Genomic DNA, 15866 nt, shown 5'->3' with positions numbered 1-15866 from the left:
ACGTGACGTGCGAGCGCGCTCATGAGGTGACGCTCGACGCGCCCATGAGACGACGTGCGAGCGCGCTCCTGAGGCGACGCGCGAACGCGCTCATCGAGGGCGACGGCGTGGAGCGCGTCGCGCGCTCGGACCGGGGCGCGCATCGCGCTCGCGCGGGGGCGGCCGAGAGAGGGGGGCTGCGGCTCGCGGGTGGAAGGAAGAAGGCAGAGCGCGGAGATCGCGCGCGTCGCTCCCGCGGGCATGCCGCGTCGGGAGGGCGGCGGGTCGCCGGGCGAGCCGCTGCGCGGGCCTTGCTGGAGGCGCCGCGCTCGTCAGGCGGTCGCTCGCCGGGCGCCGCCGCCTCTTGCGTCGCCGGGCGCCGCCGCCTCTTGCGATGCGCAGGGCACGGCGCGCCCGTTCGGGAGGCGCCGCAGCCTGTACCGCGGCGCTCGGGCGAGGAACGCGGCAGGCCCGCCTCGGCGGTCTGCTGATCCGTCGTGATGCGATCAGCCTCCGGGGCACCCGTCGCTTGCTGGGCGGCCTCGGGCTTGTGTCCTACCTGGGGTGAGTAACGGGATTCGAACCCGCGACAACTGGAGCCACAATCCAGTGCTCTACCAACTGAGCTATACCCACCGTTCTTCGCGGCCCGGGGGCTGCGAAGGCCTGGCAGAATACTCAGCTCCGCGCAGAGTGCAATCGGGTAAACGCACGGCGCGTCGCTCTTTTTGGTCCGGGCTCACTTCCGGCTCCCCCCGGGCCCCGCGTTGCTCCCCGCGCTGGCCCCCACCGCGCTGCTCCCCCCACCCCCCTGCCCCCCCTCCCGGCTCCCCCGCCTCCCTCAGAGCGTCGCCCACCGGCGCAGCGCGACCCGGCGGGCGCGGTCGAGGTCCGCGCGGTGGCGCGTCGAGATCGGCGCGCGCTGCGCGGGCGGCGGCCCGGATGCGCCCACCGGCTCGTCCGCCTCGCGGCCGGAGGCGGCGATCAGCGCGGCGGCGAGCGAGCCCTCGATCGCGGCCAGGTCGTAGCCGCCCTCCAGGAAGACGGCGAGCCGCCCCCCCGCCTTCGCGGCCGCCATCGCTGCGAGCCGGCGGCCCATCGCCGCGTAGGCCGAGCGCGACAGCTTCATCGCCGCGAGCGGATCGCGCTCGTGCGCGTCGAACCCCGCCGAGACCAGGATGAGCTCGGGCGCGTACTCGTCGAGCACCGGCAGGACGAGCTCGTCGAACGCCGCCTCGTAGACCGCGTCCGTCGCCCCGTCGGACAGCGGCACGTTCACCGTGTAGCCGGCGCCCTCGCCGCCGCCCACCTCCTCGGCGGAGCCGGTGCCCGGGTAGAACGGCCACTGGTGCAGCGAGCAGAACAGCACCCGCGGGTCGTCCCAGAAGATGTCCTGCGTGCCGTTGCCGTGGTGCACGTCGAAATCGATCACCGCCACCCGCGACAACCCGCTGCTCAGCGCGGCCCTCGCCGCCACGGCGACGTTGTTCAGGAGGCAGAAGCCCATGCCCGCCTCGCGCGTCGCGTGGTGGCCGGGCGGGCGCAGCAGCGCGACGCCGAGCCGACCGGGGCCGGCGAGCACCGCCTCGACGAGCGCCACCGCGGCGCCGGCGCCCCGCCTCGCCGCGTCGACCGAGCGCGGGACGACGTACGTGTCGGGATCGAGCGCGGCGTAGTGCCCGCTGACCCGACCGAGCGACTCGAGGTAGCTGGGCGCGTGGACCCGGGCGAGCTCGTCCTCGGTGGCGTCGCGCGTCGCGACGCGCTCGATCGAGAGGCCCGCCGCGGCGCAGCGCTCGATCGCGCGGCGGGCGGCCTCGAGCCGCTCCGGGCGCTCGGGGTGCGCGCCGCGCGCGCGGTGTTGCTCGAACAGCGCGTCGTCGACGACGTAGAGGCGCGGGGCTTCGGAGTGCGGGTGATTCAAGTGCACCATGAGCTGGGTGGAGAGTTGTAGCAGCGCCGCAGCGGATGGTAGCTTGCCCTGAGCCCCCGAAAGAAGGAGTGGAGACGCAGGATGCGCGGAAAGATCATCGCAGTCTTCGCCGTGATTGTCCTCATGGTCGGAGGGCTCTCGTACGCCCTCACGCGCGCCTCCCTCGCGGAGATGGGGCGGCCGGGCGAGGCGTCGCGCGCGCTCGCGGCCGCCATGGCGCAGCTCCAGGTGGACGGCCTCGTGCTGGAGCGGTGGCTCGCCTCCCACGCGAGCGACCCGAAGCTGCGCGAGCCGTTCAACGCCGGCACCGCCCCGGCCCGCGCCGAGGCGGCCACGAGCGCCGCCAACGCCATCCGGGAGGCGGTCGCCGCCTCGCCAGAGCTCGGCAGGACCCCGCCCTCCCTCGTCGTCCTGGTGGACACGAAGGGCGTGGTGCTCGGACGGAACGGCTCCGCGCTCATGCGCGGGGACAACCTCGGCGCCGTCTACCCGTCGCTGAAGCGCGCCGTCGAGCAGGGGGTGACCGGCTCGGACGTGTGGGTGAGCCGGGCGCGCAACGAGCAGCTGCTCGCGTCCTACGCGCCGATCCGCAGCGACGCCGGGCAGATCATCGGCGCCGTCGCGGTGGGCACCGCGCTGAACGACGAGCGGCTGACCAACGCGAGCGAGCGCACGAGCGGGCGGCTCCTCGTGGTCGCGATGCAGTCGGGCGACGGGCTCGACGTCGTCGCGAAGTCGCGCGACACCCCCCCGCAGCTGGTCGCGGCGCTCACCGCGTCGCCGGCGAAGGACAGCGCCCTCCAGGCGCTGAGCTCCGGGCGGGCGGTCGACATCGGCGGGCTGTCCGGCGAGTACGGCGCCGTCGGGCACGCGCTCGAAGGCTACGGCGACGGGCGGCGGGCGGTGCTGCTCAGCATCGCGCAGATCCGGACGCCGGGGCTCGCGAGCTCGCTGGTCTGGCCGCTGCTCGGCGTCACCGCGCTCGGGCTCGTGCTCGTCGTGATCGCCGCCTACTTCCTGGACGCGTACATCTCGCAGCCGGTGTCCGAGATCGAGGACGGCCTGCTCGCGATCATGAACGGCCGGACCGACCTCCGGTTCGGGATCGAGCACGCCGAGCTCGGCGGGCTCGTGTTCCGGCTGAACTCGCTCCTGAACCAGCTGCTCGGCGTGCAGGAGGACGAGACCGACGCCGAGGGGCGCCCGTCGCGCGCGCCCACGTCGGCGTCGTTCCGGGACGCCCTCGAGGTCGACGAGCGGATGGCCGCGCTGTCCCCCGGCGAGATCCCGGCCGACGCCAAGGCGCTGCTCGAGGAGCCGGAGGACGCCTACTACGCGCGCATCTTCGCCGAGTACATCGCGGCGAAGAGGTCGCTCGGCGACCCGGTGGATCACATCACCCGCGACGCGTTCGTCGCCCGCCTCAAGGCGAGCGAGCAGGAGCTCGGGCGGAAGCACGGCAAGCCGATGCGCTACAAGATCGAGGTGCGCGGCAAGGAGGTCGTGCTCCTCGCCGTGCCGCTCGCCTGACGCGCGGCGCGCGCGCCGGGGGCCGCGCGGCGCGCCGCGGCCGCTCAGTGCAGCACGGCGTCCGGGCCCTCGTGCGGCTCGACGCGCCCCGACGAGGGCTCGCGGCGGAGGGCGATCACGTCGGAGAGGTCGCAGCCGAGCGCGAACGCGGGCGACGACGTCGTGACGATCCACTGCACGTTGGGGAGCGCCGCCCGCAGGCGGGCGGCGAGCGAGCGCTGCCGGTGCGCCGGCTGCTGCGCCTCGATGTCGTCGATCAGGACCACGCCCTCGGCGAGCCGCGGATCGCCGGTCGGGTGGGCGGACGCGAGCGCGCGGAGCGCCAGCGCGCCGAACGCGATGGTGTGCCGCGCGCTCCGCCCGAGATCGTCGAAGTCGACGCGCTGGCCGTCCGCGCGCTCGAAGATCGGCTCGAGCCGCAGCGGATCGACGCCCACGTACGTCGCGTCGTGGCCCTCGAGCAGCGCCTCGAGCACCTCCCTGAGCGCGCGCTCGAGCGCGCCGAGCCGCGCTGCCTGCGCGTCCGCGCGCGCGTCCGGCCGCGCCTCGGGCTTGTTCTTCGCGCGGTCGCGCGCGATCGCGGCCGCGACCGGCACGAACGAGAGCACCTGCTTCGTCTCGCGGGCGAGGTCGGTGCGCGTCGCGTCGTCGAAGCTCGCGGCGGCGCGCACGTCGTAGCGGAGGATGCTGCGCTCGGGCGTCGTCAGCACGATCGCGGTGCGGGAGAACCAGCGCGCGCCCGAGAGCGCCACGAGGACGAAGCCCCCCTCGGCCGCGCGCCGCTCGAAGAGCGCCTGCTCCCGCCGCCGCAGGAGCGCCGCGTCCTCGGGCTCGTCGAGGCGCGCGTTCGGGCTCGCGACGCGCAGCGGGTGCGCGCGCGCCGGATCGTCCGTGCCGAGCATCCAGTCGGTGACCACGAGCGGGGGCGAGCCGTCGTCGCCGCGCGATTTCAGCTGTGCGACCGCGTACCCGGGCCGCGTCGACGCGATCGCCGACAGGATCGAGGTCTTGCCCACGCCGTCGCCGCCGAAGAGGACCACGAGCCGGCGCGGCGCGCCGTCGGCGTCCTCGAAGGAGAGCGAGAGATCATCGAACGGACCGACGTGGGCGAGGCGGACGCGGGAGAGCAGCACCGCCCGCGAAGCTACCACCGCGCCGCGCGCGCGGAACGCCGCAGCGCCCACCTGCGCCGCACGCGCCGGCCGTCCGCCGTCCGCCGGACGCACGGCGGCGCGGGCGGCGCGGAGGTCGGCGCGCGGAGGCGGGGGCGCGGAGTTCGGCGCACGGCTGCGATCGGCACGACGCGCGCCTTCGACGCGCCGTGGCATGCGCCGCGCGTGGATTCCTTCACTCCTCCAGCGAGCCCGCGCGCGCCGGCGCCTCCGCGCCGCCGGATGCGCGCGGCGGCGCCCGCGCATCCGGTGGCGCGCGGTGGCGCGGCGGCCTAGAGTCGTTGTCCGGGGTCGTATCGTGCTGCGCAAGCTGCCTCCGCCGGATTTCCGCTACGTGTGGCTCCACCCGGAGCCCGGCTCGACCGGCGCGCTCGCCGCGGCGGGGACCGCGGGGCTCGCGGGGGCCTCCGCGGCGATGTGGAGCGCCGGGAGCCACGCGCTCTCGCTGGGGCTCATGGCGGTGGGGAGCGCGCTCGGCGTGCTCGCGCTGGCCCGCGCCGAGCACCGCCTCCGCGCCCAGCGCGGCGCGCGCGAGGTGGCGATGGCCGTCGTGCCCTGGGGCGTCCTCGTCGACCCGGACACCGAGCCGCGCGTGCTGCGGTGGCCCGCCGTGAAGCGGGTGAGCGTCGACGTCTCGCACACGATGCGCGGCGGGACCCCGGCCGTCGTGTCGAGCCTCGTGACGGTGCACACCGCGCGCGACGTGCTCGCCGGCCGCGCCGCGGGCGCGGTGGACCTCGAGCGGCTCCTCGCCAACCTCGAGGGCTACGCGCAGGAGGCGGCGCGGCCCGTCGCCGGCGACATCGAGGGGCAGACGGTGCTCGGCGACGGGGTGACCGAGCCGATCGCCGCGGCGCTGCTGCAGGCGGCGGACGGCGTGTGCGCGACCAGCCAGGGCGCCGCGCAGCTCGCGCTCCCGGGCGGCGGCTACCGCACCGCGGCGGCGCGCGCGGCCGCGCCCGAGACGGTCACGGTGCTGCGCTCGGCGCTGTCGTGGAGCTACGACTGCCCCGCCGACCCGCGGCCGCTCGCGGCGATCCTCGCGGGCGTGCTCGGGGCCACGGAGCTCGTGCCCGAGCTCCTGCGGCTCGCGAGCTCGCCGCACCCGGTGGTCGCCGCGTTCGGCAAGGCCGCGGCGCTCCGCCTCGGTGCGCCGCCGAACCGCGCCGGCTCGCTCGACGAGGTCGCGGCCTTCCTGTTCGAGGAGGACGTCGAGATCGGAAAGCGGTGGATCGCGTCGGCCCCGACACTTTGTTTGCGACCTGGCGCGGAAGCTTGCTAGCTAAAGGGGTCGGCAGCGCGAGCGCTGCGGTTCGAGCGGCCTGCGCGCGGGGGCTCTCGGCCCGCGGGGCCCGGTCCTCACGGCGCGCTGCGTTCGGGTCGTCCACCGCGCCGGGTCGGCTATGAAACGGGCTCCGTCGCCACCGAAGCCGTCTGCGCGAGGAGCGCGCCGCGCGCTGGCCGCCGCGTGCCTCCTCGGCGCCTCGCTCGCCGCGTGCGCCGAGCCCCACGCGTCCGGACCGCCGCCCTCGCAGAGCACCGCGCGCGCCGCGCCCTTGGACGCGCCGATCGCCGCAGCGGTCGCGGCGGCCGCGGCCGCCGCCGCCGTCCCGCCGCTCGCGCCGCCCCTGGCCCTCGGCGCGTGGGTCGAGGCCGTGCGGCTCGAGCGCTGGGCCGAGGCGGCGGAGCGGCTCGACGCCCTGCCGATGGAGCAGCGGGCGCTGCCGGCGATGAAGTACGCGCGGGCGCGCGTCGCGCTCGAGCTCGGCGATCACGGCAAGGCCGTGGAGCTGCTCCACGGCCTGGAGCAGGAGCTGCCGCTGCTCGCCCGCGAGGTCTCGCGCTACCGCGCGGAGGCGGCGTTCGAGGTGGGGCCGTTCCTCGCGGCGGCGGCGTACTTCGAGGCCACCGGCAGCGCGCCCGGCCTCGCGCGCGCGGCGATCGCCTCGATGAAGGGCGGCGATCTCCAGAAGGCCCGCGCGCTCGCCGATCGGGCGGTGGTCGCGGCGCAGCGCGCGCGGCGGTCGCGCGACGAGGCGGCGGCGCGGCTCGCGCGGGCGCGGGTCCAGCTCGGCGTGCGCGACGCCGCCGAGCGATCGGGGGACAAGGGCGGCGCGAAGGCCGCGGCGGCGGCGCTCGCGCTCGCCGACCTCCGGTGGATCGTGAAGAGCGCGCCGTCGTCGCCCGACGGGCGCGAGGCCGCGGCGCTCCTCGCCGAGATGCCGGGGCCGCTCTCGCCGGACGACCGGCTCCAGAAGGTCGACGCCATGGTCGCCGGGGGCAGCGCGGCCGAGGCGATCGCCGAGCTCGACAAGCTCTCGGGCGTGCCGGCGTCGGAGCTCCACCACCGCAGGGCCACCGCGCTGTACCAGGCGCGCGACTACGCGGGCGCGGCCGAGGCGTTCCTCAAGGTCGCGGCCTCGCCGTCGGCGCGGCAGGCGGAGCAGCTGCACCTCGCCGCGCGCTCGCTCTCCCGGCTCCACCGCGAGGCCGAGGCGATCGAGCGGCACCTCGCGGTCGCGCGCAAGTTCCGGAGGACGCGCTGGGGCGAGCTCTCGAGCCTGCTCTCGGCGCGGCTCCTCATGCAGGTCGGCCGCTACGCGGAGGCGGTCGCGCAGTACGGCCGGTTCATCGACGCCTACCCGCGGAGCGAGCGGCGCGACGACGCGCTCTACGAGCGGGCGCTCGCGATGCTCTCGACGAGCGGCGCGGCCCGCGCGCGCAAGCCGCTGGAGCAGCTCGCGCGCGGGGCGCGCCCGGCCGACGCGGCGCGGCTGCGCGAGCTCGCGGGGCTCGCGGCGCTTCGCGGCGGCGATCGCGACGGCGCGGTGCGGCTCTGGACGGAGGTGATGAAGGAGCAGCCGCTCTCGTGGGGCGCGCTGCTCGCGCGCTCGCGCCTCGCGGCGGTGGGCGCGCCCATGCCGCCGCTGCTCGTCCCGGCGTCGCTCCGGGACGCGCGGCCGGTGGAGGTGAAGCTGCCGCCGGCCGCGGCGCTGCTCGCGTCGATGGGGCTCGACGGCGACGCGGAGAGCTACCTCGCCGAGAACGAGCGCGAGGTGACGGCGGCCTACGACGGGCAGGAGAGCGAGGCGCTCTGCCGGATGTACGGCATGCTCTCGCCGGCGAAGCGCCGTTACCGGGTGGGCACGCAGGCGGTCTCCGCCGCGGCGCTCCAGCGCGCGCCGTCGGAGGCCGATCGCTGGACGTGGGAGTGCGTCTATCCGGAGCCGTACGTCGGCGAGGTGCGCGCGCTCGAGGCGCAGCACGGGCTGCCGAAGGGCCTGGTCCACGCGCTCATGCGGCAGGAGAGCGCGTTCGATCCCGTCGTGGTGAGCCCCGCGAGCGCGGTCGGGTTGATGCAGCTCATGCCGGCGACCGCGCGGAAGGCCGCGAGCGAGCTCTCGCTCGGCTTCGAGCTCGGGCAGCTCAAGAGCGCGCCGCTCAACCTGCGCCTCGGCGGCTTCTACATCGGCAAGCTGCTGCGGACGTTCGACGGGAGCCTGCCGCTCGCGACCGCGGCTTACAACGCCGGCCCCAAGGCCGTGTCGCACTGGCTCGAGGGGAAGATCGACCGGGACACCGACGTGTGGGTGGCGCGGATCCCCTATGACGAGACGCGCACCTATGTGGGGCGCGTCCTCGCGAACCTGGCGCGGTATCAGTGGCTGGACGGCGGGGACGCGGCCGTGGAGATGCTCCCGCTGACGCTCCCCGCGGACGCGCGCGCCCCCGCCGACGCGTACTGAGGGCGTGAGGGCGGCCGCGCCGCGGCGGCGCGGGCGTTCTTCCTGCGCTGAAATTGCGCTGTGCGCTTGAACTCGAGGCCGGGTGCGCTCACCGTGATGGGGTGGCAGGAACCGCTGGCAGCGACGGCGTGTTCAAGCGCTGCGGGGTGCTCATCCAGCCCTACGCGGACGCGCGCTTCGTCGGCCGGCTGCTCACCTCGGCGCTCGCGTGGCTGCTGGTCCTCTTCTCGGTGGCCTCGCTCGTCGAGCCCATCGCCGGCCGGCTCGCGATGGTGCTGCTGATGCCGTTCGTGCTGCTCGGGTCGCTGCTCGCGCTGCTCTGCCTCGCGTGCTTCCTGTACACGCCGATCGCGTGGCTCTGCGCGGCGGTGGGCTCGTCCGGCGCGGCGGTCGTCCGGGTGAGCAACGCGCTCTGGATCGAGCGCCCCGGCGACCGCCGGTCGTTCCCGCTGTTCTCGCTCACGCGCGCGCGGCTCTCGAGCTCCGGCGGCGAGGTCGCCCTGAGGACCGACGACGGCGACGTCATCCGCGTGCGCGTCGACGACCCGGTCGACGCGGAGCGGCTGCTCGGCGCGATCGCCGCCGGGCGGGCGCGGGGCACGTGGAGCGCCCGGCTCTACGACGACGCGCCGCGGCCGCTCCGGCGCCGGCTGTTCGTCGGCGTGGCGACGCTCGTGTCGCTGATCTGCTGGTCGGTGCTCGATTTCGACCTGGCGCTCTCGCTCGGCGTCATCACGGGCGCCGCGGCGTGGGTGCTCGCGGCGCTGCTCCGGGAGGGCTCGGCGCTCCGTGTGCTCGTGGCGGGCAGCGACGGGCTCTCGCTCCGGGACGAGGCCGGCGAGCGCTTCGTCTCGTTCGGATCGATCGAGCGGGTCGACGAGACCGCGCTCGGGGTCGAGCTCGTGCTCACGGGGGGCGAGGAGCTGCCGCTGACCCTCGTGCCGCCGCAGCTGCTGCGCGATCCCAGCGAGACGGGGCTCAGCATGGTGCTCGCCGAGCGGCGCCGCGAGCACCTGCTCGCGCTCGTGCGCGAGCGGAGCGGGCGCGGCGCGCGCGAGGTGGGGCGGGCGGGCGCGCTCCTCGAGCGCCGCGGCCTGACCGCGCCGGCCTGGCGGGCGGCGCTGCGCCGCCTCGTGAGCGAGGCCGGCGCCGACTACCGCACGGCGAAGCTCACGCGGGAGCAGGCGTTCGCGGTGCTCGAGGACGGCGACGCGCCGGCCGAGCTCCGCGTCGGCGCGGCGCTCGCGCTGTCATCGACGCGCGACGACCAGACGGTGGAGCGGCTGCGGATCGTGGCCGAGGGCTGCGCGAACCGCGACGTGCGGCTCGCCATCGAGCAGGCGGCCGAGGGCGACGTGGATGACGGGATGCTCGAGCAGGCGCTGTCGTCCTCGGCGGCGCGGCCGCGCCTGGACGCGCCGCGGTGCGCGACGCCGGCCGCGTGAGGTGACGCCGGCTGCGTGAGGTGACGCCGGCCGCGCACGGCTGCCCGGAGGGGCGCGCTCCTCGCCGGGCCAGCGGGCCGAGTCGATTCTTCTCGCCTTCCGGCCTTCCTGTTCTCAGAACTCTCTCCCGGAGGACGCGCGGCTCTTCTAGGCTGTGCCCAGCCGAGCTGCCGCGGGCGCCTGCGCGCCTGCGGTCCTCCGAGGTACCCCCGATGGAAGGCCCGCTCCAGGACCCCTACGCTCCGGTCGCAGCGCACGCGCCGCGCCCCCGCGCGCAGGCCGGCCGCGCCGCGCGGATCGCGCTGCTCGCGGTCGCGCTGCTCGCGTCGGTCGGCTTCGGCGCGCTCGTCGTGGCGCCGCGCCTCCGCGCGCCCGCGCCTGAGAGCACCCTCGTCGCGCGGCCGACGCCCGCGCTCGTCGTCGCGATCCGCGACCTGTCGCGGCTCGAGACCACCGAGGTCCACGTCGAGAAGGTCGTGGATCTGGCCGACCGGCAGAGCCGCCTGTTCGGCCTGGTGCAGGCCACCGACGCCCTCCTGCTCGTCGCGGTCGGGCACGTCACCATCGGCGTCGATCTCGCGCGGATCGGCGAGGGCGACATCGCGATGGATCCGGAGACCGGGGTCGCGCGGCTCACGCTGCCGGCGCCCGAGGTCTTCGCGACCCGGCTCGACGAGGATGCGACGTACGTCTACACGCGCAAGACGAGCCTGCTCGCGCGGCGCAACGAGCAGCTCGAGTCGCGGGCGCGCAAGGAGGCGACCGAGGCGATCGAGAAGGCCGCGCTCGAGGGGAACGTGATGACGCGCGCGAAGGCGCAGGCCGAGCGGCAGATCACGGCGCTCGCGACCCAGCTCGGCGCGAAGCGGGTGGAGATCCGCTGGCGCGACGTGGGCGTCGGGGGGGACTGACGCGGGGGGCGTGTCGGGGGGGGGGACGCGATGCCGGACCGCGGTGCAGGGGTGCCCCCGATGGGGCGCGCTTCAAACGCCGGCCCGCCACCGGTCACGGGCGACAATGACGGCCGCTTCGGCCTCCCGACACATACCACAAAAATGGAATTCCGTTCTTCCAAGCTCGCATTTAGTATGCGCGCTCACTTCGACAGGCCGAGCGTTTGCTCGCCTGTGTCGAGGTCGAGAGACGAGGAGCGGACCATGCGGGAGCGATCGAAGAAGCTGCTGGTATGGGTAGCGGGCGGCGGGGTGGGAATCGCCAGCTCGGTGATTGCGGCTGGCGCCGTCGCGTCGACCGTGGTGATCCTCAATCCCGCGGAGATCGCGGGCAAGGTGTCGTTCAGCACCGAAACGCTCACGAGTGCCATCGTGTCCGCCTATTCCACCGACGGGCTTGAGGCGCGGGAGACGATCACGACGAGTCCGTACTCGCTGACGGTGGAGAGCGGACACAGCTACAGGCCCAGCATCGAGGCCTTCTTCAGCAATCCTACCGCTGGGTCGACGTCTCTGCGGATCAGCCGATCGTCACCGTTGCTCGTTGACAGCGCGAACGGGCCGACCACGGTCGATTGGAACTATTCGAGCATCCATCGAGTCAACTTCACGATCGACATCGCCGGAGGTACGATCGAGTATTATCAGGTGAATGCGTCCGCAGGCACCAGCGCGGAGTCTTACAGCGCGACTACCTACGGGTACCCCTCCAGCCCGCGGCCGTCATCCTTCACGAGCTGGAACGCGATGATCCCTCGGGATGCGGTCAAGGTGCAGGGTTCGGTCGACTTGATCGCCGCCGACGGGACGACCCGGGTCAGGCGTCGCCTAAGCGAGCAGACGGTCAATCTGCAAGAGGGGCAAGCGAGCGTGATCTGGCCGATCGATCTCACCAGTACGGGAACGCTGGCGGGGCTCATCGCCTTCACGCCTGGCGGCGGCATCACCAGGCAAACTTTGTACTTTCAGGGTGTGACCGGCACACCGGCCCAGGGAATCACAGGTTCGATGGTGGTGCCCTCTGATGGGTCCTACACGCTTGAGCTTTCACCGGGCCAGTACGACGTGTACCTGCGGAGCAATTTCCTACAACATTACTCCGACACCAGATCGTACCGCGTCAACATCGCCGTCGGCTCGACGGCCACCCAGGATTTCGTCGAGACGTTGGGTACGGGCCAGGTGACGCTGAACGTGAGCGGCCTCGTCTCCAACGCCGATCTCTCCTGGGCATCCTCGCAGCTCATCCGTCAGGATCTGGGCCAGGGCCTCCAGACTTCGGCCGAGCACTACACACCGGCCGATGGTCAGTTTGAACATTGGCTCCCGAGCGGAGTGTGGAAACGCTACCTCCTGAGGTTCGGCCTCTTTGACTCGTCCGACCCGGAGCTCCCCATCAACGTTCAATACTATCGCTATCATCATAATGACAGCAGCGCTCTATCGATCACGGTCGCTCCGGGCGCGGTCCAGAGCCTCGGTGACGAGGATGTGGTGCTCGTCAAGAGCAACGCTTACTTCTCCGTCAGAAATTTGTCATCCCTCGTGAGCAGCCCTTACGTCGATGCGTACAGGTACGAGTATAATGGTGACAATTCTACGAAAACGTACAGATGGTTCCGCGCCTACGGCTCCTCGACTCAGAAGGACGAGTCCGCCTTGACCATGGTCGCCGAGCCGGGCACCTATACCATGAGAGCGTACGCCACGGTCAATGGATCCGTGACACAGCTCAGCACCCAGGACGTCACGTTCGGAACACCGGTACCCACGCTCCCGAGCACGGATCTCTCCCATCCAGAGGTATTGGTCAAGCCTATCGAGAGCACGGCGCTCACGGTAAGCCTGGAGTTTCCGCAGGTGACATCCCCCGGCGTCACCACCGTGACCGAGACCCCCTTCGGTCCCGAGCCGCCGGAGGGGTTCATTGCGTACTGTGCGGACGGGCAGGCCGCCACAGACATATCCGGATGCAGCCCTATTTACTACGACATCAAGACCACAGCTGCCTACCCAGATGGTCTAGCCGATCCGTCGGTGAAGGTGTGCGTGAAGAGGCAGATCGTTGGTCCCGAGCCGACCGAATTCTTCGTTCTCGGTCACTACAATGAGACAGAGAGGAGATGGGATCCGCTCGAGCCTCCGCCGGGAGCGGACAAGCCGGCGTTGAATTGCATCGACGATCTCGCGGCGTGCGGATGCGTCGATGAGGCGAGCTGCGGTATCGATTACAGCGATCCAGACTCTCCGGTGAGCGTGATCCAGGTCTGTGGCATGACCAAGAGCTTCTCGCCATTCACGGTGCTGAAGGGAAGACTCAAGTTCACCAACACGGTGGACGGTGTGGCGTACGAGGGACCGACGGGACCGCCTGCGCTGCAAACGTGGACGGTGCAGGAGGGCGGCGTCTATCGCATCACGGCGATCGGCGCTCGCGGTGCCAGCGCATCGCAGGCAACGAACGTCTCCGGCGGCTGCGGCGCCCGGATCGTCGGAGACTTCATGTTGTCGGCCGGTGACAACGTCGCGATCCTCGTCGGCCAGAAGGGGACCTCTGCCCCCTACAGCGGCGGCGGCGGCGGCGGGACGTTCGTTACATTGAACGGCTCTCCCCTGGTCATCGCCGGTGGAGGCGGCGGGGTCCGCTCCGGCGCGCTGGTCCATGGTCGCCATGGGAGCGTCGGCACGGGCGGTGTGAGCGGGTCGGTGAGCTCCAGCTATACGTCCGGGTTCATCCCGGGCGGCGCCAACGGCCTCGGCGGTAGCAGGATCGCGTCCTATGGCTCCGCCGGCGGCGGCTGGCTGGGCAACGGCGCCTCCGACGGAGCCTACGGCGAGGGCGGCTTCGCCTTCTCGGCCGGGATCCTGGCCGGCAAGGGCGGGGTTGGAAAGTCCTGCGGCGGGTTGGCTCACGGCGGGTACGGCGGCGGCGGCGCCGGCAACGGCTGCTATGGCGGTGGCGGCGGCGGCGGTTACTCGGGAGGCGGCGGTGGCCGCGTGGGCGGCGGCGGCGGCTCCTGGAATGCAGGCGCCAGCCCCGCGGGTGACGAAGGCGTGTGCACGCCGAGCGGCCACGGCATCGTCACCATCGAGCACCTGAGCCAATAGCTTCGAGCTTCCCCGAGAAGCAGCGGGGAGACGCTTGCCCCGCACACGTCGAGGCCGGCGCGCCTCTTGCAATCTCTCTGGCACCCGATGATCGATGATGCCCCGGCGTCGCCGAGGGCGCACCGTCGTCCCTCTCGACGGTAGCCTGCATGGGACCCAGCTCGCCGGCGACGTGCGCCAGCTCCTCGCGCTCGACGAGCCAGCGGTCGCGTCGCGCGAGCTCCGGACGAGATCCGGACGCGGCTCATGTCAAGAAGTGCGTTCACGGGCGCCTCGGAGGACCGCGTGGGGATGCTCGAGGAAGCCGAGGGCGGCACGCTCTTCCTGGACGCCGTGGTGCCGATCCGCCTCCCGCCACTCCGCGAGCGGATCGAGGACATCCCGATCCTGGTGCGCCACCTGGAGCAGCAGCTGGCCAGCCGTATTCCCGCCGCTGCGCCTCTCCCTGAGCACGTCGTCAACCTCTTCGTCGAGCAGTCCTGGCCTGGGAACGTGCGGGAGCTGCGCAATGCGGTGGCGCGTGCTCTCGCGCTAGGCGCGCCGGAGCCCGCCGGATCGAAGCCGCAGTCGCCCCCTGCGTCCGGTGGGCTCGACGTGCGGCTTGACGAGCCGCTCCTCGTCGGCCGGAGCCGCGTCGCGAGGGAGTACGAGAAGGCGTACATGGAGTTATAGTCGACTCGAGCCTCGCCGTCGTCAGGCTTCAGGCCGCCGGGCGGTCCGGTCGCCGAGAGCTGCCTGGATTTCGCGGGCTCGCGCGCCAGGCGGAGCGCCCGGTACAGGTCGAAGTGGACGGGGGGCTGCGCCCTTGCAGCAGTAGCGGATCGTCTGGAAGGTTCACTTTTCCAAATGGCGCCCCGCGCGCGTCGCCACCCATTCGCAGCCGCGAACCTTGTCCCAGGGGGCGACCATGCTGCGTATCGTCCGGCCTCTGATTTCCGTAAGCACCGTCGTCGTCTCGCTCGCCGCGTGCGCGCAAGGCACCACCTTGGACCACCCCGTCGATGGGAGCCACGGGGAGGATGGGAGCGCGGGGGAAGCTGGCCCGTTCGGCGCGATCGGGCACGTCGGCGAAGGGGGGAGCGCTCGCGACGGGAGCGGCTGGGATCCGCCGCCGGGGAGCTCTGCCGGCCCGTGCTCGGATGTGACGCACCACATCTATCTCGTCTCGCCCTACCAGGAGCTCTTTTCGTTCCATCCCGCCGACCTGGAGCTCCATCGTATCGGCAGGCTGGGGTGCGGCGATGGCGGCCCGTTCTCGATGGCCGTCGACCGGAACGGCGTCGCCTGGATCGTCGACTGGAACGGGTCGGTCAGCCGGGTCGACATCGCCACGGGTCGCTGCGAAGTCACGCCCTACAAGGTGGAAGACGGGGCACCGTTCCGCAATTTCGGCATGGCGTTCGCCGCCGATGACGGCCCCGACCAGGAGACCCTTTATGTGCGAGACGCGGTCTTCTTCAATGACACGGACGGGGCGAACCCCGCCCGGACGCTCGGCGTCTTCGACAGGCGGTCGTACGCGGTCCGCCCGCTCGGCCAGGGCGCGGGCGCCAACGCGGACCTGACGGGCACGGGCGACGGCCGCCTCTTCGGGTTCGTGAAGCAGCCGGCGGGGGTGTCGTCCGTGAGCGAGCTCGACAAGCTCACCGGCGCCACGCTCTCGGAGAGAGCGCTGCCCGGCGTGACCATCGGCTCCAGCTGGGCGTTCGCGACGTGGGGGGGCGACTTCTGGTTCTTCGTGACCAACGACGAGGACGCGCTCTCGTCCAGGGTCTATCGCCTGGACCCTGACTCCCAGGCCCCGCCGGAGCTCGCGGTGCCCGTGCTCCTCACCGCGGTCATCGGCGCGGGCGTCTCGACGTGCGCGCCGACCGAGGTGCCCCATTAGCCCGTCCGCCGGTCGGAGCGATCGCGCGCGACCGCCGCGCGCGAAGGGCTCCTGGCGATCGCCTTCCGGGTGTAAGCTGCCGGGCGACGAGCGCGTTGCTCGGAACATGAGG

At 73.1% G+C, this 15866-nt stretch carries 10 protein-coding genes and 1 tRNA gene; 8 read left to right on the top strand and 3 right to left on the bottom strand.

The annotated features are described in order from the left end of the window. Positions 1-539: 539 nt before the first annotated feature. Positions 540-615, bottom strand: a tRNA-His gene (locus WME98_RS08200). A 205-nt stretch (positions 616-820) separates the two neighbouring features. Continuing rightward, complete coding sequence (locus tag WME98_RS08195) at positions 821-1912, bottom strand: histone deacetylase family protein (protein ID WP_437950770.1); 1092 nt, start codon at positions 1910-1912, stop codon at positions 821-823. A gap of 81 nt (positions 1913-1993) precedes the next feature. Between WME98_RS08195 and WME98_RS08190 the strand changes: the two genes are divergently transcribed. Next, positions 1994-3442 (top strand): MXAN_5187 C-terminal domain-containing protein, encoded by a 1449-nt coding sequence (locus tag WME98_RS08190; protein ID WP_437332867.1) that lies wholly within the window; start codon positions 1994-1996, stop codon positions 3440-3442. A gap of 44 nt (positions 3443-3486) precedes the next feature. Here WME98_RS08190 and WME98_RS08185 read toward each other — a convergent pair whose 3' ends face one another. After that, positions 3487-4575 (bottom strand): hypothetical protein, encoded by a 1089-nt coding sequence (locus WME98_RS08185; protein WP_063823796.1) that lies wholly within the window; start codon positions 4573-4575, stop codon positions 3487-3489. A gap of 337 nt (positions 4576-4912) precedes the next feature. Here WME98_RS08185 and WME98_RS08180 point away from each other — a divergent pair, with 337 nt between their 5' ends. The 7 genes from WME98_RS08180 to WME98_RS08150 all read left to right on the top strand — a co-directional run bounded on the left by WME98_RS08180 (position 4913) and on the right by WME98_RS08150 (position 15754). Continuing rightward, the gene (locus WME98_RS08180; protein ID WP_437950769.1) at positions 4913-5896 is read left to right on the top strand and encodes a hypothetical protein; all 984 of its coding nucleotides are present in this window, start codon (positions 4913-4915) and stop codon (positions 5894-5896) included. 274 nt (positions 5897-6170) lie between these two features. Then, positions 6171-8360, top strand: coding sequence for a transglycosylase SLT domain-containing protein (locus tag WME98_RS08175; RefSeq protein WP_437950768.1), 2190 nt, complete (start codon positions 6171-6173; stop codon positions 8358-8360). A 101-nt stretch (positions 8361-8461) separates the two neighbouring features. After that, positions 8462-9805, top strand: a complete 1344-nt coding sequence (locus tag WME98_RS08170) for a hypothetical protein (protein ID WP_437950767.1) — start codon at positions 8462-8464, stop codon at positions 9803-9805. Between the two features lie 212 nt (positions 9806-10017). Next, positions 10018-10716, top strand: a complete 699-nt coding sequence (locus WME98_RS08165) for a DUF4230 domain-containing protein (protein ID WP_437950766.1) — start codon at positions 10018-10020, stop codon at positions 10714-10716. 246 nt (positions 10717-10962) lie between these two features. Continuing rightward, positions 10963-13866: an endo-1,C4-beta-glucanase gene (locus tag WME98_RS08160; RefSeq protein WP_437950765.1), complete on the top strand. Its 2904-nt coding sequence runs from the start codon at positions 10963-10965 to the stop codon at positions 13864-13866. Between the two features lie 246 nt (positions 13867-14112). Then, positions 14113-14538, top strand: coding sequence for a sigma 54-interacting transcriptional regulator (locus WME98_RS08155; protein WP_437950764.1), 426 nt, complete (start codon positions 14113-14115; stop codon positions 14536-14538). A 313-nt stretch (positions 14539-14851) separates the two neighbouring features. Continuing rightward, positions 14852-15754, top strand: coding sequence for a hypothetical protein (locus WME98_RS08150; protein ID WP_437950763.1), 903 nt, complete (start codon positions 14852-14854; stop codon positions 15752-15754). Positions 15755-15866 lie beyond the last annotated feature (112 nt).

The organism is Sorangium sp. So ce296 (assembly GCF_051529605.1).
Lineage (GTDB): Bacteria > Myxococcota_A > Polyangia > Polyangiales > Polyangiaceae > Sorangium > Sorangium cellulosum_D.
The sequence above is the reverse complement of the archived record's forward strand: the minus strand, read 5'-3'. Positions and strand labels throughout refer to the sequence as shown.